Source organism: Streptomyces longispororuber, assembly GCF_014656095.1.
Classification (GTDB): domain Bacteria; phylum Actinomycetota; class Actinomycetes; order Streptomycetales; family Streptomycetaceae; genus Streptomyces; species Streptomyces longispororuber.
On record NZ_BNBT01000176.1, the window covers coordinates 1 to 16,521 of the forward strand.

Sequence of the window (16,521 nt, forward strand, 5' to 3'; positions counted from 1 at the left end):
GCGCTCGTCCTCAAACGCCGGACGGGCTATCCCCTAGCCCGTCCGGCGTTTGAGGACGAGGCGCGGAGCGCCGAAAAAGCGGGGTCCAGGGGCGGCAGCCCCTGGTTTCGGGAAGGGGCGGGGTTGGGGAGCCCCCGGCAGGGCTACGCCAGGCGGTGTGCGCCCGGTGACGGCTCCGCCTCGAAGACGCGGGGCGGTGTGAAGCCCGCCGCGGCGAAGGCCTCCGTCACCGCCTTGGTGACGGTCTCCGCGTCGGCGGCCTCCACCAGGGCCACCGCGGAGCCCCCGAACCCGCCACCCGTCATGCGCGCGCCGAGCGCCCCGGCCCCCTCCGCCGCCGCCACCGCGAGGTCCAGCTCGGGGCAGGAGATCCGCAGGTCGTCCCGGAGGGAGGCGTGGCCCTCGGTGAGGACGGGGCCGATGCCGCGGACGTCGCCCGCGTCGAGGAGGGCGGCGACGCGGGCGACGCGGTGGTCGTCGGAGACGACGTGGCGGACGTAGCGGCGGACGCGCTCGTCGCCCAACTGCCGCAGGGCGGCCGGGAGTTCGGCGTACGGGACGTCGCGGAGGTGGGTGACGCCGAGGGCGCGCGCCCCGGCCTCGCACCCGGAGCGCCGCTCGGCGTACGCCCCGTCGCCGAGCTCGTGCCGTACGCGGGTGTCGACGACGAGCAGCCGCAGTCCGTGCGCGGCGAGGTCGAAGGGCACCTGGCGGACGGTGAGGTCGCGGCAGTCGAGGTGGAGCACGCGCCCGGCCGCGCAGGCGGCGGAGGCCATCTGGTCCATGACGCCGCAGGGCACGCCGACGAAGGCGTTCTCGGCGCGCTGCGCGAGCAGGGCCAACTCCCGCCGTGCGAGGCCGAGTTCGTACAGGTCGTTGAGGGCGAGGGCGGTGACGACCTCCAGGGCCGCCGAGGAGGACAGGCCCGCGCCGGTGGGCACCGTGGAGGCCAGGTGCAGGTCCGCGCCGGCCACCGGGTGTCCTGCGGCGCGCAGTGCCCAGACGACGCCCGCCGGGTAGGCGGCCCAGCCGCCGCTGTCGCGGAGCGGCCGCAGGGCGTCGGCGGCGAGTTCGACGACGGGGCCCTCGACGTCGGCGGAGTGCAGCCGCAGGAGGCCGTCGTCGCGGCGGGCGACGGCGGCCACCGCGGTGTGCGGCAGGGCGAGCGGCATCACGAAGCCCTCGTTGAAGTCCGTGTACTCGCCGATGAGGTTGACGCGGCCGGGTGCCGCCCACACCCCCTGGGGCGCGTATCCGTAGAGGGCGGTGAACTCGTCGGCGACGGACATGGGCCGGTTACTCCTCTCGCCGGGCGAAGGCCCAGGCGTCGGTGACGATGTCGGCGAGGTCGGCGCGGGCGGGCTGCCAGCCGAGCCGCTCGCGGGCGGTGGCGGCGGAGGCGACGAGGACCGCGGGGTCGCCGCCGCGGCGCGCGGCGACCACCTCGGGGATCGGGTGCCCGGTCACCTCGCGGGCGGTCTCGATGACCTGGCGGACGGAGAAGCCGTTGCCGTTGCCGAGGTTGCAGACGAGGTGGTCGCCCTCGGTGGCGGCGTCGAGGGCGCGCAGGTGGGCGTCGGCGAGGTCGGCGACGTGGATGTAGTCGCGGACGCAGGTGCCGTCGGGCGTGTCGTAGTCGTCGCCGAAGACGGAGATGGCCTCGCGCCTGCCCTGGGCGACCTGGAGGACGAGCGGGATGAGGTGGGACTCGGGGTCGTGGCGCTCGCCGTACAGGGCGCCGGTCGGCGTCCGGTAGGCGCCGGCCACGTTGAAGTAGCGCAGGGAGACCGCGCCCAGGCCGTGGGCCTTGGCCTCGCCGCTGATCATGTGGTCGACGGCGAGCTTGGTGGCGCCGTACGGGGAGGTGGGGGCGGTGGGGTCGGTCTCCTTGACGGGCGTGCTCACGGGCTCGCCGTAGGTCGCGGCCGTGGAGGAGAAGACGAGCGTGCGCACGCCCGCGTCGCGCATGGCGGCGAGCAGGGCCATGGTGCCGCCGACGTTGTTGTCCCAGTACTTCTCGGGCTTGACGACGGACTCGCCGACCTGGGAGAAGGCCGCGAAGTGCAGCACGGCGGCGTACGAGGAGTCGAGCCATTTGGCGGAGTCGCGGATGTCGCCCTCGATGAACGTGGCGCCCGCGGGGACGCCCTCGCGGAAGCCCGTGGTGAGGTTGTCGAGGACGGTGACCTCGTGCCCGGCTTCGACGAGATGTTGTGCGACGACGCTGCCGACATAGCCCGCACCGCCCGTGACCAGGTACTTCGCGCTCATCAACTCGCTACCTCTCGCAGTCGTTCGGCCGCGGCCTCCGGCGGCACGTCATTGATGAACACACTCATGCCGGATTCGGAACCCGCGAGGAACTTCAGCTTGCCCGAAGTGCGGCGGATGGTGAAAAGCTCGAGGTGGAGCGCGAAGTCGTCGCGGGCCACGCCGTCGTACGCGTCCAGGGGCGCGAAGGGCGCCTGGTGCCAGGCGGCGATGTAGGGGGTCGGGGTGCCGTCCTGGTCGAAGAGGCGGTCGAAGCGCTTGAGCAGCTCCAGGTAGACGCCGGGGAACTCGGCGCGCGCCGCCGCGTCGAGGCCGAGCAGGTCGGGGACGCGGCGCTTGGGGTGGAGGTGGGCCTCGTAGGGCCAGTGCGCGGCGTAGGGCACGAAGGCCACCCAGTGCTCGGCGTCCAGGACGACGCGCGGCCCGGCGCGCTCGTCGGCGAGGACGTCGTCGAAGAGGTTGCGGCCGCCGGTGGCGGCCTTGTGCGCGGCGAGGGAGCGCAGTGCGAGCGCCGTGCGCGGGGTCACGAAGGGGTAGGCGTAGATCTGCCCGTGCGGGTGGCCGAGCGTCACGCCGATCTCGGCGCCGCGGTTCTCGAAGCAGAACACCTGCTGGACGCCGGTCCGGTGGGACAGCTCGGCGGTGCGGTCGGTCCAGGCCTCGAGGACGAGCCCGGCCTGTTCCTCGGTGAGGTCGCGGAAGGACGCGGTGTGGTCGGAGGTGAAGCAGACGACCTCGCAGCGGCCCGCGTCGCCCGCGAGGGACGGGAAGCGGTTCTCGAAGACCACGACGTCGTACGAGGTGTCGGGGATCTCCGTGGGCCGCGCGGGCGTGGAGGGGCACAGGGGGCACTGGTCGGCCGGCGGGTGGTAGGTGCGGCCCTGGCGGTGCGAGGCGATGGCGACGCTGTCGCCGAGGAGGGGGTCCCGGCGGATCTCGGCGGTGGTGGCGACGGCGTCGAGGGGGCGCCGGTCGGGGGCGGTGCGCACGGTGTCGTCGCGCAGGTCGTAGTAAATGAGCTCGCGACCGTCGGCGAGGTGCGTCGAGGTCTTCTTCACGTGGGGGCTCCTCATCCCGACCACCAACAGAACCGAACACAACAAACCACAATTCAACACACTCGTCAATGGCCACCCCCGGGCGCCGCCGACCCGGGCGCCACCCGTCGATCTCCGCGACCGCGGGCCCTCTCCCGGCACCGCCCGATCACAATCAAACAAAGAACATCAACAGAAGTGTTCACTAATCGAAGCGTGCGACGTAGGTTCCGGGCTGTTCCGTTCGCGCGACGAAGCGAGTACTTCATGCAGGCATCCACGCACACCCTGGCCGAGGGGCTCCGGCTGCCCACCAACGGCCTCGACTACGCCATCCTCGCCCTCTACTTCGTGGTCGTCCTCGGCATCGGGTTCGCCGCCCGCCGCTCCGTGAGGACCAGCCTCGACTTCTTCCTCTCGGGCCGCTCGCTGCCCGCGTGGGTGACCGGCCTCGCCTTCGTCGCCGCGAACCTCGGCGCCACCGAGATCCTCGGCATGGCGGCGACCGGCGCCCAGTACGGCGTCGCCGTCGTGCACTGGTACTGGATCGGCGCCATCCCCGCCATGGTCTTCCTGGGCCTGGTCATGATGCCCTTCTACTACCGCTCGAAGGTGCGCTCCGTGCCGGAGTTCCTGCTCCAGCGCTTCGACGCCTCCGCGCACCTGCTCAGCTCGGCGCTGTTCGCCTTCGCCGCGATCCTCATCGCGGGCGTCAACCTGTACGCCCTGTCGATCGTGGTGGAGGCGCTGCTCGGCTGGCCGCAGTGGGTGGCGATCGTGGTCGCCGGGCTGTTCGTGCTCGCGTACATCACCATCGGCGGGCTCTCCTCGGCGATCTACAACGAGGTGCTCCAGTTCTTCGTGATCCTCGCCGCGCTCATCCCGATCTGCGTCATCGGCATGAAGAAGGTCGGCGGCTGGGACGGCCTCAGCGGCAACCTGGAGCAGCGGCACGGCGACGACTTCCTCACCGCCTGGGGCGGCACCGGCATCGGCGACGCCAACCCGCTCGGTGCCAACTGGCTGACCATCGTCCTCGGCCTCGGCTTCGTCCTCTCCTTCGGCTACTGGACCACCAACTTCGCCGAGGTGCAGCGGGCCCTGTCCGCGAAGAACCTGAGCGCGGCGCAGCGCACCCCGCTCATCGCCGCCTTCCCGAAGATCTTCATCGTCTTCCTGGTGATGCTCCCCGGCCTGGTGGCGGCGGCCCTCGTCCCGAAGATCGGCACCGCGGGCTCGGACCTCACCTACAACGACGCGATCCCCTACCTGATGCAGGAGCTGCTGCCCAACGGCGTGCTCGGCATCGCCGTCACCGGCCTGCTCGCCGCCTTCATGGCGGGCATGGCGGCGAACGTGTCGTCCTTCAACACCGTCTTCACGTACGACATCTGGGCGCGGTACGCGGTCAAGGGCCGGGACGACACCTACTACTTGCGGTTCGGGCGGCTCATCACCGCGATCGGTGTGCTCGCCTCGATCGGCACCGCGTTCATCGCGTCGTCCTTCTCGAACATCATGGGCTACCTCCAGACCCTGTTCTCCTTCTTCAACGTCCCGATGTTCGTGGTCTTCGTCATCGGCATGTTCTGGAAGCGGGCCTCGATGAAGTCCGGGGTGTGGGGGCTCGTCGCGGGCACCACGGCCGCGATGGTCAACTACTTCTGGGTCTACAAGCAGGGCGTCGTCGACATCCCCACCGACCAGGGCGCCAACTTCGTCTCCGCGATCGTCGGCTTCGTCGCCGGGGCGGTGGTGATGGTGGTGGTCACCCTCTTCACCGCGCCCAAGCCGGAGGCCGAGCTGGCCGGCCTGGTGTACGGCACCGCCTCCCCGGGCCTGGAGGCCGACGACGGGGTCGAGGCGGGCGACTCCGCCTGGTACCGCAGGCCCGCGCTGCTCGGCTGGGGCGCGGTGGTGCTGGCCGCCGCGTGCTACGTCCCGTACTCGTTCTGACCGCGTCCACCCCGATCCCGGCTCCGACCCCGACCCCGATCCCTGGAGGCTCCACCACCATGTCCGACCTGCAGAAGGAAGTGTCCGAGCTGGAGCGGAAGTCCGCGACGGCGGCGCGGCTGTTCGACATCCGGCGCATCATCGGCGGGCTGTTCGTCGTGTACGGCGTGCTCGTGACGATCGCCGGAATCACCGCGTCCGACGCGGACCTCGACAAGGCCGAGGGCATCAACATCAACCTCTGGACCGGCCTGGGCATGCTCGCCCTCGGCCTCTTCTTCCTCATCTGGCTCCGGCTCCGCCCGGCGGCACCGCCCCCGCCCACCGACTGACCTTCGCGGGGCGCCCCAGACCCGCCCCTTTCCCCAAACCAGGGGGCTCCGCCCCCTGGACCCCAGAAATCGCGCTGACGCGCTCGTCCTCAAACGCCGGACGGGCTGAAGATCTCCAGCGGGGCCGCCGCGAAGAGACCGGGTCGCGGCCACGGCGGAGACCTTCCAGCGGCGCCACGGCGGAAAGACTCCGTCGCGGCCGCGACGGAGAGACTTGGTCACGACCGCGATGGAGACGTTCCAGCACGACCGCGGCTGAAGATCTCAGCCGCGCTCGGCGGATAGTTCCAGCCCGTCCGGCGTTTGAGGACGAGGCGCGGAGCGCCGACAGGGGGTCCAGGGGGCGGAGCCCCTTGGTGTGCCCGGGCCTACGCCTGGCCCGAGTTGTTGACCTGGCCGGAGGCCGGGGGGCGCTCGGCGCGTTCCAGGAGACCCGTGCGGGCGGCGAGCGCCGCGGCCTCCAACCGCGACCCCACCCCGAGCTTCATCAGCACCCGCTGCACATGCGTCCGCGCCGTACTGGGCGCGATCCCCATCCCGGCGGCGATGAGCCGCGTGTCCTCCCCGTCCGCCACCCGCACGAGCACCTCGACCTCACGCGGCGTGAGCATCTGCAGCAGCCGCTGCCCCTCGTCGTCCGGCTGCGCGGCGGGGTTGAGCAGCTCGCTGAAGGCGCCTTGAAGCAATTGAGGCGCGACGGCGGCCTCACCGGCGCGCGCCTTCATGATGGCGCGCTCGACTCCTTCGATGCGCTCGTCGTGCCGTACGTACCCGGACGCGCCGGAGGCGAACGCCGCCGCGATGCCCCGCGGCGACGGCACCGGCCCGAGGACGACCACGGCGACCTGCGGCCGCTCACGCTTGATGCGCACCACGGGGTCGAACATGCCGGGCTCGGCGGGCGTCGCCGTACCGAGCAGGCACACTTCGGGGGCCCTGCTGATCACCAGCTCCGCCGCGCCCGCGGCGGGCGCGGCCGCGGCCAGCACCCGGTGCCCGCGCAGCTTGAGCGCCGAGGCGAGCGCCTCGGCGAGCAGTCGGTGGTCGTCGACCACCATGAGCCGCACACCCATCGAGCAACCCCCCAATGTCCCCCACGGATTCCCCCACTGATCCCCCCACGGACCCGGGGCCCCGGCCCTTCATCCCCCGGAAGCTACACGCTTGTTCGACGTCGCGCTGCCCCTACCGTCCAGAAGTAGCCCTGGATGCCGAAATCACTGCCTTTGGGGTAGCGCCTGCACGGGAGTACGGAGAGTGAACGGCCACGGAGGCGGGAACGGACGGCCGCTACGGACGGGAACGGCCCCGGACCGTGCGGTCCGGGGCCGTCGCGCGCCCGCCCGGGGGCGGGCCGGTGCGCGGGTCACTCCGTGGTGAAGCCCAGCGCGATGTACTCCTTGTCGTCCTTGGAGTACGGCTTGCTGATCAGCTCCTTGCCCATGAACAAGTTGCCGTCGGTGTACAGGACTTCGTTGGACTTGGGGACCATGCCGCTGATGGCGCTGGAGACCGACTCGGTCGCGGGCGTCTGCAGGAGCGTGGTCTCCTTCATGGTCTTGCCGTCCAGCGAGACGACCTTGGCGCCCTTGTTGTAGCCGCCGCCCTTGTAGGCGAGGACGTTGCCGCCGTCCATGCGCAGCGGGAACATCTCGCCGTCGTCGCCCGCGTCCGCGCGGTCACCGGTGGTCTTGCCCGTGGCGAGCGAGAAGCCGATGATCTCGTTGGTGAAGCCGTAGCCCGAACCGCCCGCGTCGTGCTGGCGCGTGGGCACGTACAGCTTGTCGTTGCCGACGGCGATCGCCTTGCAGCTATAGACCTTGTTGACGTCGCAGTCGTGGGCGTACTTGCCGTCCTCCAGCTTGATACGGGCGCGCAGCTTGCCGTTGTTGCTGAGGGAGAAGACGTCCGTGGCGCCGCTCGCGGTGATCTCCTCGGTGTCCTGGCCGAACACGACCGGGTTGGTCGAGATGATCTTGGCGTTGTCGATGCCCGCGGCCAGCGCGTAGCTCCACTTGTCGTCGCCCGTCTTGGGGTCGAGGAGCTGGATCTTGAGCTTCTCGTCGCCGTAGGTGCCGCACTTGCGGACGGCGACGAGCTGGTCGCCACCCGCGTAGCCGACGTCCTTGCAGGTGTCACCGACCTTCGGCTTCCACAGGAGCTTGCCGGACATGTCCCAGGCGGCGCCGGTGCCGCCGGTGCCGGAGCCCGCGGCGATGGTGGTGCCGGAGATGGTGATCTCCTCGAACTCCACCTTCATGCCGCTGTTGGCGACGTCCTTGGTCCACAGCTTCTTGCCGGACTTCAGGTCGACCGCGGAGACCTGCGTGCAGTCCGGGTACTTGTTCGCCTTGGTGGCCTTGGCCTCCTTGGCGACGACGGCCGCGACGCCGTCCTCGGTGATCTCCTTGGAGACCGCGCAGGTCTCGCCGGTGAGCGGGATCGACCACTTCTCCTTGCCGGAGGCGGGGTCGTACGCGATCAGGGCGTGGTCCTTGTCCTTGCCCTGGTAACCGGACTTGACGGCCACGTCGTCGGTCAGCCAGGAGCCGCCGACGCTCCACACGTCGTCCTTGGGCACGGCCGGTGCCGGGACCTGGAAGGCCACCTTGGCGCTGGTGCTCGCCGGCACCTTCTCCTTGGCGGGGCCGCCGGAGGGCAGGTCCTTCTTCTCGCCGCCCTTGCCGTCCTTGCCGCCGCCCTTGTCGGCGGTGGTCTTCTTGTCGTCGTCGCCCTTCTGCGTGGCCGCGTAGATGACGCCGCCGCCGACGATCAGCGCGATCGCGGCGACCGCCGCCACGATGATCGTCGTCTGCTTCTTCTTGCCGCCGTTGCCGCCAGGACCGCCGGGGGTGCCCGGCTGCGGCTGCATCGGCATGGTGGGCGGCTGCGGATAGCCGTACTGCTGCTGGCCGGCGGGCTGGGTCGGGTAGCCGTAGCCGGGCGGCTGCCCGTAGGCCGGCTGCTGGCCGTAGGCGGGCGTGGCGGGCTGGCCGTACGCCGGGGCGGCGGGCTGCCCGTACGCGGGCGCGGCGGGCGGCGCCTGGGGCGGCGCGGCGGGCGGGGGTGTCTGCGGCGGGGGCGGGGTCCCCGGCGCGGCGGGCGGCGCCTGGGGCGGCTGCGGCGCCTGGGGGTAGCCGTAGCCCGGCTCCGGGGCCTTGCCGAAACCTTGCTGCTGGCCCGGCTGTCCCTGGGGGGCGCCGAAACCGCCCTGCGGGGGGTCCTGCGGAGCGCCGAACCCGCCCTGCGGGGGCTCGTTGGGCGGCTGAGGCGGCTGTGTCATGACTCTTTCCTTGGGGACGGAGAGGGGGGAATCAGTCGGTGGGGCGGGTCACTCGCCGTAGGCCAGCATCAGCTTCTCGCGGCCCTGCGCGCTGCCGGACAGGCGCGTCGTGGAGAGGTAGAAGCGCCCGTCCACGTAGTCGATCGCCTTGGAGAAGAAGCCGTTCTCGATCTTCGCCGTCCCCGCGGGGTTCCGCAGCAGGGTCTTGGGCGTGTGCGAGCCGCTCGCCGCGAGGGAGACGACGCGGCCGCCGCTGTCGTAGGACGGCGCGACGTACGCGATGAGCTGCCCGTCCTGCGTCTTCATGGGCATCATCGAGGTGTCCGTCGGCGACTTCTCGCGCCAGGCCGCCTTGCCGGTGGCGAGGCTGATCGCGACGATCTCGTTGGCGCCGGTCGTCTTCTTGGTCGGCAGGTAGAGGTACGAGTCGTCGGCGACGGCGCCCGTGCAGCCCTGGAGGTCGCGGACCATGATGCCGCCCCAGCCGCACTCAGGCGCGAAGTCCTCGTTGACGCGGACCTCGGAGCGGGTGGCGGAGCTGCCCGGCTTGAGCGTGGTGATGTTCCACTGCTTCTTGTCCTCGTTGGTGAGGTAGAGGACGGCCGGGCTGGTGGAGTACACCTTGTCCAGGCGCCAGCCCTTGGGGAACTTCTTGGTCCACTTGACCTTGCCGGTCTTCGGGTCCAGCTCCTCGACCTCGTCGTGCTCGGTGGGCGTGGACGCCCCGCAGGACAGCGCCCGCAGCATGCGGTCGCCGCCGGTGAAGCCGGACGGGAAGCAGGTGCCCTCGTCCTTCTTCCGCGAGACGAACATCTGCTCGCCGTCGCTCATGCTGTACGCGGTGCCGGACTGCGAGCGGGCGACCATCAGGGTGTCGCCGGTGATGGTCAGCTCGATGCTGAGGGTGGAGTCGAAGAGACCTTCCTCCTTGATCTGCTTCTTCCACCCCTTCTTGCCCGTCTTCAGGTCGATGACCTGGAGCTGGTCGCACTTGGCGCCGCTCTTGGTGCCGCCCTTGTACGCGATGACGACCTTGCCGTCCTCGCTGATCTGCCGGGAGGCCGCGCAGATGTCGTACGGCAGCTCGACCGGGGCGGGCCAGGCGGGCTTGCCCGTCTCGACGTCGTAGCCGAGGACTTCCTTGTAGACGGCCTTGACGGCGACGCCGTCCTTGATCCACATGCCGGGGGCGTCGGCGCCCTTGCCGGGGGCCTTGGGGGCCTCCTTGTACCAGAGGACCTTGGACTCGCCGGCCTGGCGGCCCTCGTTGAGGTCCTCCTTGCCCTCGTGGCCGTCGCCGCTGCCGTCGCCCGGGTTGACCGGGGCGGACGTGGTGGGCTTGGGGTCCTTCTCCTTGGCCGCGGGCTCCTTCTCGTCGTCGTCACCGCCGGTCAGCGCGAAGACCGCGCCGCCCGCGACGAGGAGCGCGGCCACGGCCGCCGCGACGATCACCGCGGGCTTGCCCTTGAAGGGGCTCTTGCCACCGCCACCGCCGGGCGGCGGCAGGGCCGGGCCGCCCGGCGCCTGCTGCGGGAAGCCGTAGCCGCCCGGCTGCGTGGGCTGACCGTACGGGCCGGGCTGCGGGGCCTGGTAGGGGCCGGGCTGGGTCGGCTGGCCGTAGGGGCCGGGCTGGGCGGGCTGGCCGTACGGGCCGGGCTGCTGCGGGTAGCCGTAGGGGCCCGCCTGGGCGGGCGGTTGGTCCTGCGGGTAGCCGTAGCCGGGCTGCGGGGCGGGGGGAGGCGACTGCGGCGGGCCCGCGGGAGGCGGCGGCTGGGGTATGCCGGCCTGGCGCGGGTCCTGCGGTGGCTGTGGCTGCTGCGGAGCTCCGAAGCCGCCGTGGGGCGGCTGGTTGGGCGGCTGAGTCATCAGCGCTTCCCCCTTCACTGATTTTTCGGCACGCCAAGTGGTGCTCAGGCCGACCTTTCTATCACTCTGATCCAGCCATGGCGGGAACCGGTCCTGACCCTGTTCCCAAGGGAGGACCGGCCCGTGATGCGTCTGTTACGCGATGCTCACGCGTTCTCCGCGAGCTCCAGCCAGCGCATCTCCAACTCTTCACGCTCGTCCACGAGTTGACGCAATTCGGCGTCCAGTTTCGCCACCTTCTCGAAGTCTGTGGCGTTATCGGCGATCTGCGCGTGGAGGGTGCTCTCCTTGGCCGAGATCTTGTCCAGTTGCCGCTCGATCTTCTGCAGTTCCTTCTTCGCGGCGCGGGCGTCGGCGGCGGAGACCGCCGCGTTCCCGGACTTGTCCTCGGACGGCCGGCCCGCGGACGCCGGGGCCGGGACCGCCGCCTCGGCCATGCGCTGCCTGCGCTCCAGGTACTCGTCGATGCCGCGCGGCAGCATGCGCATCGTGGCGTCGCCGAGGAGCGCGTACACGCGGTCCGTGGTGCGCTCGACGAAGAACCGGTCGTGCGAGATCACGATCATCGAGCCGGGCCAGCCGTCGAGGAGGTCCTCGAGCTGGGTCAGGGTCTCGATGTCGAGGTCGTTGGTGGGCTCGTCGAGGAAGAGGACGTTCGGCTCGTCCATCAGCAGCCGCAGCAACTGGAGCCTGCGCCGCTCGCCGCCGGAGAGGTCACCGACGGGCGTCCACTGCTTCTCCTTGCCGAAGCCGAAGGTCTCGCAGAGCTGGCCCGCGGTCATCTCGCGGCCCTTGCCGAGGTCGACGCGCTCGCGCACCTGCTGCACGGCCTCCAGGACGCGCGTCGCCGGGTCGAGCTCGGCGACCTCCTGGGAGAGGTAGGCGAGCTTCACGGTCCTGCCCACCGCGATCCGCCCCGCCACGGGCTGGACCTCGCCCCCCGAGCGGGCCGCGTCCGCGAGCGCCTTCAGCAGCGAGGTCTTGCCCGCGCCGTTCACGCCGACCAGGCCGATGCGGTCGCCGGGGCCGAGCTGCCACGTCAGGTGCTTGAGCAGCAGCTTGGGCCCGGCCTGGACGGACACGTCCTCCAGGTCGAAGACGGTCTTGCCGAGCCGGGTGGTGGCGAACTTCATCAGCTCGCTGGTGTCCCTCGGCGGCGGCACGTCCGCGATCAGCTCGTTGGCGGCCTCGACGCGGAACCGCGGCTTGGACGTCCGGGCCGGGGCGCCGCGGCGCAGCCACGCCAGCTCCTTGCGGACGAGGTTCTGCCGCTTGGCCTCCTCGGTGGCGGCGATGCGCTCGCGCTCGGCCCGCGCGAAGACGTAGTCGGAGTAGCCGCCCTCGTACTCGTGGACGGTGCCGCGCTGGACGTCCCACATACGGGTGCACACCTGGTCCAGGAACCAGCGGTCGTGGGTGACGCACACCAGCGCCGAGCGGCGCTCGCGCAGGTGCCGGGCGAGCCAGGAGATGCCCTCCACGTCGAGGTGGTTGGTGGGCTCGTCGAGCACGATCAGGTCCTGCTCGGCGATGAGCAGCTTGGCGAGCGCGATGCGGCGGCGCTCGCCGCCGGACAGCGGCCCGATGACGGTGTCCAGGCCCTGCGGGAAGCCGGGCAGGTCGAGCCCGCCGAACAGCCCGGTCAGCACGTCGCGGATCTTGGCGTTGCCGGCCCACTCGTGGTCCGCGAGGTCGCCGATGACCTCGTGCCGGACGGTGGCCTCGGGGTCGAGCGAGTCGTGCTGCGTGAGCACGCCGAGCCGCAGCCCGCCGCTGTGCGTGACGCGGCCGGTGTCGGCCTCCTCCAGCCTGGCCAGCATCCGGATGAGGGTCGTCTTGCCGTCGCCGTTGCGCCCGACGACGCCGATCCTGTCCCCCTCGGACACGCCGAGCGAGACGCCGTCGAGCAGGGCACGGGTGCCGTACACCTTGCTGACGTTTTCGACATTGACCAGGTTGACGGCCATTTCACTCCTGACGCGGGGGTCGATCAGCCTTCAAGAGTAGGGCGTGGACCGGCCCGGACGGCGCGAGGTCGAACAGTCACTCGATGTGATGACGCGATCCGGAACGGGTCGCTACCGTGGAGGGGCAGGCCGAAGAATCCCGCGCATGGGAGGAACCACCATGACCGCCGAACCGATCTCCGAGGCCGCGTCCGAGCCGCACACCCGGTGGGTGCTGCCGCCGATCGACGGCTGGACCGTGGACGACCTGCACACCCTGCCAGACCTCCCGCCGCACACCCAGGTGATCGACGGGAGCCTGGTCTTCGTGACACCGCAGCGTGTCTTCCACAATCTCATGATCCGTTTGCTGACGAACGGACTGCTCGCGAGCGTGCCCTCGGAGTTCGAGGTCTTCAGTGAGATGACCGTTGTCATAGACCGCAAGAACGGCCCGGAGCCGGACGTGCTCGTCGTCCGCAAGGAGGCCGTCCGCAGTCTCCGGCAGACGTCGTTCGAGGTCGCCGACGTCCTGCTCGCCGTCGAGGTCGTCTCGCCCGACTCCGAGGCCCGGGACCACAACACCAAGCCCCACAGGTACGCGGAAGGGGGGATCAAGCACTTCTGGCTCGCCGAGATGGAGGGCAAGGACGACCACCCGGTCGTCCGCGTCTATGAACTCGACCCGGTCACCCACACGTACACGTGCAGTGGCATCCACCGCGACCGGCTCAAGCTGCGGGCGCCGTTCGACATCGACATCGACCTGACCTCACTCCACCGGCGGTAGGGCGGCTCGGACGACCGTCGCGCCCTGCGCAGGCGCGGACGCCACCCGCGCCGCACGGCAGGTCCCCGAGGCGCGCAGGGCGGCCGCGACGCGCTCGGCGGCCTCCGCGTCCTCGGTCAGGAACGCCGTCGTCGGGCCCGAGCCGGAGACCAGGGCCGCGAGGGCGCCCGCCGCCGTGCCCGCCTTCAGGGTGTCGGCGAGGGCCGGGAAGAGGGAGAGCGCGGCGGGCTGGAGGTCGTTGGAGACGGCTCCGGCCAGGGCCGCGGCGTCGCCCGCGCGCAGGGCGTCGAGCAGGGCCGGGGAGGCCCCGGGGGCGGGGGCGTCCGGGGTGAGGCGGTCGAACTCGCGGTAGACGGCCGGGGTGGAGAGCCCGCCGTCGGCGACGGCGAAGACCCAGTGGAAGGCGCCGCCCACCTCCAGCTCCTGGAGCTTCTCGCCGCGCCCGGTGCCGAGCGCGGCCCCGCCGACCAGGCTGAACGGCACGTCGCTGCCCAGCTCGGCGCAGATGTCCAGCAGCTCGTCCCGGGACGCCCCGGTCTCCCACAGCGCGTCGCAGGCCAGCAGGGCGCCCGCGCCGTCCGCGCTGCCGCCCGCCATGCCGCCCGCGACGGGGATGTCCTTGGCGATGTGCAGGTGCACGTCGGCGGGGCGGCCGTACCGCTCGGCGAGGGCGAGCGCGGCGCGCGCCGCGAGGTTCGTACGGTCCAGGGGGACCTGGGCGGCGTCCGGGCCCGAGCAGGTGATCCGCAGCTCGTCGGCGGGCGTCGCCGTGACCTCGTCGTAGAGGCCGACGGCGAGGAAGACGTTGGCGAGGTCGTGGAAGCCGTCGGGCCGGGCCGGGCCCACGGCGAGCTGGACGTTGACCTTCGCGGGCACCCGTACGGTGACGCTCACCGCGCGGCTCCCTTGTGCTCGGCGATCCGCGCGAACTCCTCGACCGTCAGGGACTCGCCGCGCGCCTGCGGGGAGACACCCGCGGCGACGAGGGCCGCCTCGGCCGCGGCGGCGGAGCCCGCCCACCCGGCGAGGGCGGCGCGCAGCGTCTTGCGGCGCTGGGCGAAGGCCGCGTCCACGACGGCGAACACCTCCCGCTTGGAGGCGGAGGTCTGCACGGGCTCGGTCCGCCGTACGAGCGAGACGAGGCCCGAGTCGACGTTCGGCGCGGGCCAGAAGACGTTGCGGCCGATGGCCCCCGCGCGCTTGACCTCGGCGTACCAGTTCGCCTTCACCGACGGCACGCCGTACACCTTCGAGCCCGGGGCGGCGGCGAGGCGGTCGGCGACCTCGGCCTGCACCATCACGAGCGTGCGCTCGACGGAGGGGAAGGTGTCGAGCATGTGCAGCAGGACCGGCACGGCGACGTTGTACGGGAGGTTCGCGACGAGGGCCGTCGGGGCCGGGCCCGGCAGCTCGCGCACCAGCATGGCGTCGCTGTGGACGAGGGCGAACGCGTCCTTCTTCTCCGGCAGCCGGGCGGCGATGGTCGCCGGCAGGGCGGCGGCGAGGACGTCGTCGATCTCCACGGCGGTGACGTGCGCGGCCGTCTCCAGGAGCGCCAGGGTCAGCGAGCCGAGGCCCGGGCCGACCTCGACCACGACGTCGTCGGGGCGGACCTCCGCGGTGCGGACGATGCGGCGGACGGTGTTCGCGTCGATGACGAAGTTCTGGCCGCGCTGCTTGGTCGGGCGGACGCCGAGGGTCGCGGCCAGCTCGCGGATGTCGGCGGGGCCCAGGAGGGCGCCGTGCTCGGTGCTACTCACCGCCCCAGGGTACGGGGCGGCGCCGGCTCCCCCTGCCGCTTGCCCCGCCGGGGCTGGGCCTCGGCCCCGGCGGAGAGGGTGACGACGGTGGGGAAGCGCTCTGCGTCGGGGCCGGGCTGGGAGGCGGGGTGTCACGGGTGGGGGGGGTGGGAAAAAAATCCCGCGGCCGCAGCGCGCCTAGCCGCGGAGGCGGGCTCCGCAGTGGGGCCAGGGGCTGGCGCCCCGCTGGACGTAGAGCTTCTTCGCGCGCTGGGTCTGTTCCGCCGCCGGGGCGTCCTGGGGGCGCCCGGAGCCGCCGAGCCCCTGCCAGGTGCGGGTGTCGAACTGGTAGAGCCCTCCGTACGTGCCCGAGGGGTCCACGGCGTTCGGCCGCCCCCCGGACTCGCACGCCGCCAGCGCCCCCCAGTTGAGTCCGTCGGCGCCGGTGACGGCCTTGGGCGGGGCCTTCGTGCCGACCTTCACGATGCGCGTCTGCGGCTCGCGCACCACCTCGCTCCGCAGGCGGCGGGGCTTCTGCCGGACGCCGTTGACGGTGCGCACCGCGTACGTGATCCGCCGGGCGCCCTCCCGTCCGGGCTGGATGACGACCTCCGTGCCGCGCGGCAGCGACGAGTCCTCCACCTTCTGGACGGTGAACGGCAGCACCTCCTCGCGCACCTCCTTGCGGCCGGAGATCCGCATGACCGTGACGGTCTGCCCGTCGCGCGGGAAGCTGTCGGGCGGCACGGAGGTGGTGTCGGAGCCGCGCAGGGTGACCCCGGACTCCTCCACGGCCTCGCGCACGGTCGCGGCGTTCGTCCGGAGGGTGCGGGCGCGCCCGTCGGCCATGACGGTCACGGTGCGTTCGGTGCGGACGTCGAGGTCGAGGCCCTCGCGGGCGATGCGCTTGCTGCGCGATGCGGAGAGGTAGGCGCCCTCGGCGCGCACGCCGAGCTGGCGCAGGGCGCCGTCGACGGTGCGGGCCGTGGTCCACACCTGGCGGCGCTGTCCGTCGAGGGTCAGTTGCACCGGGCGGCCGTAGCGGACGGCGATCTCGTCGCCGCTGGCGAGCACGGTGTCGGAGGTGGGCGCCACGATGTCGTGCGCACCGACGTCCACGCCCTCGTCGGCGAGCAGCTCGCCGACGTCGTCCGCGAAGGTGTGCAGGGTGCGGGACTTGCCGTCGACGCTGAGCTGGACGGCCTTGTCGTTGGCGACGAAGGCGGAGGTGCCGCCCGCGAGGAAGGCGACGACGAGGGCCTGCGGCAGCAGCCGCCGCAGCGTCTGCGGCGGGCGGCACG

General features: G+C 72.0%; 13 protein-coding genes. 3 read left to right on the plus strand and 10 right to left on the minus strand.

Translation table 11 applies throughout. The features are described from left to right. Positions 1–143: 143 nt before the first annotated feature. The 3 genes from galK to galT are packed head-to-tail and all read right to left on the minus strand — an operon-like array spanning position 144 to position 3,329. Positions 144–1,289, minus strand: a complete 1,146-nt coding sequence (gene galK / locus IE330_RS33730; RefSeq protein ID WP_190139986.1) for a galactokinase — start codon at positions 1,287–1,289, stop codon at positions 144–146. Between the two features lie 7 nt (positions 1,290–1,296). Then, positions 1,297–2,271, minus strand: a complete 975-nt coding sequence (gene galE, locus IE330_RS33735; protein ID WP_190139987.1) for a UDP-glucose 4-epimerase GalE — start codon at positions 2,269–2,271, stop codon at positions 1,297–1,299. After that, positions 2,271–3,329: a galactose-1-phosphate uridylyltransferase gene (galT, locus tag IE330_RS33740; RefSeq protein ID WP_190139988.1), complete on the minus strand. Its 1,059-nt coding sequence runs from the start codon at positions 3,327–3,329 to the stop codon at positions 2,271–2,273. The genes galE and galT overlap by 1 nt, the downstream gene beginning before the upstream one ends. 246 nt (positions 3,330–3,575) lie before the next feature. Between galT and IE330_RS33745 the strand changes: the two genes are divergently transcribed. Then, on the plus strand, positions 3,576–5,264 hold the full coding sequence (locus tag IE330_RS33745) for a sodium:solute symporter family protein (RefSeq protein ID WP_190139989.1): 1,689 nt from the start codon (positions 3,576–3,578) through the stop codon (positions 5,262–5,264). Between the two features lie 59 nt (positions 5,265–5,323). Next, positions 5,324–5,596 carry a hypothetical protein gene (locus IE330_RS33750; protein ID WP_190139990.1) on the plus strand — a complete coding sequence of 91 codons (273 nt, stop codon included), beginning with the start codon at positions 5,324–5,326 and terminating at the stop codon, positions 5,594–5,596. A gap of 368 nt (positions 5,597–5,964) precedes the next feature. Here IE330_RS33750 and IE330_RS33755 read toward each other — a convergent pair whose 3' ends face one another. The 4 genes from IE330_RS33755 to IE330_RS33770 all read right to left on the minus strand — a co-directional run bounded on the left by IE330_RS33755 (position 5,965) and on the right by IE330_RS33770 (position 12,712). After that, positions 5,965–6,669, minus strand: a complete 705-nt coding sequence (locus IE330_RS33755; protein ID WP_190139991.1) for a helix-turn-helix transcriptional regulator — start codon at positions 6,667–6,669, stop codon at positions 5,965–5,967. A 293-nt stretch (positions 6,670–6,962) separates the two neighbouring features. Next, positions 6,963–8,879, minus strand: coding sequence for an outer membrane protein assembly factor BamB family protein (locus tag IE330_RS33760; protein ID WP_190139992.1), 1,917 nt, complete (start codon positions 8,877–8,879; stop codon positions 6,963–6,965). A gap of 48 nt (positions 8,880–8,927) precedes the next feature. Further along, entirely contained in the window at positions 8,928–10,745 is a 1,818-nt protein-coding gene (locus IE330_RS33765) for an outer membrane protein assembly factor BamB family protein (protein ID WP_190139993.1), read from the minus strand. Between the two features lie 146 nt (positions 10,746–10,891). After that, positions 10,892–12,712: an ABC-F family ATP-binding cassette domain-containing protein gene (locus IE330_RS33770; protein ID WP_190139994.1), complete on the minus strand. Its 1,821-nt coding sequence runs from the start codon at positions 12,710–12,712 to the stop codon at positions 10,892–10,894. A gap of 160 nt (positions 12,713–12,872) precedes the next feature. On the opposite strand from IE330_RS33770, the gene IE330_RS33775 reads away from it, so the two are divergent. Then, the gene (locus IE330_RS33775) at positions 12,873–13,481 is read left to right on the plus strand and encodes a Uma2 family endonuclease (protein WP_190139995.1); all 609 of its coding nucleotides are present in this window, start codon (positions 12,873–12,875) and stop codon (positions 13,479–13,481) included. On the opposite strand, the gene IE330_RS33780 is transcribed toward IE330_RS33775, so the two are convergent. The 3 genes from IE330_RS33780 to IE330_RS33790 all read right to left on the minus strand — a co-directional run. After that, entirely contained in the window at positions 13,464–14,375 is a 912-nt protein-coding gene (locus IE330_RS33780) for a 4-(cytidine 5'-diphospho)-2-C-methyl-D-erythritol kinase (RefSeq protein WP_190139996.1), read from the minus strand. The two genes, IE330_RS33775 and IE330_RS33780, sit on opposite strands and share 18 nt — an antisense overlap. Further along, the gene (gene rsmA, locus IE330_RS33785) at positions 14,372–15,241 is read right to left on the minus strand and encodes a 16S rRNA (adenine(1518)-N(6)/adenine(1519)-N(6))-dimethyltransferase RsmA (protein ID WP_190139997.1); all 870 of its coding nucleotides are present in this window, start codon (positions 15,239–15,241) and stop codon (positions 14,372–14,374) included. Before rsmA ends, IE330_RS33780 begins: the two co-directional genes overlap by 4 nt. Before the next feature lie 177 nt (positions 15,242–15,418). Beyond that, a partial coding sequence (locus tag IE330_RS33790) for a resuscitation-promoting factor (protein WP_190139998.1) occupies positions 15,419–16,521 on the minus strand: 1,103 nt, incomplete at its 5' end.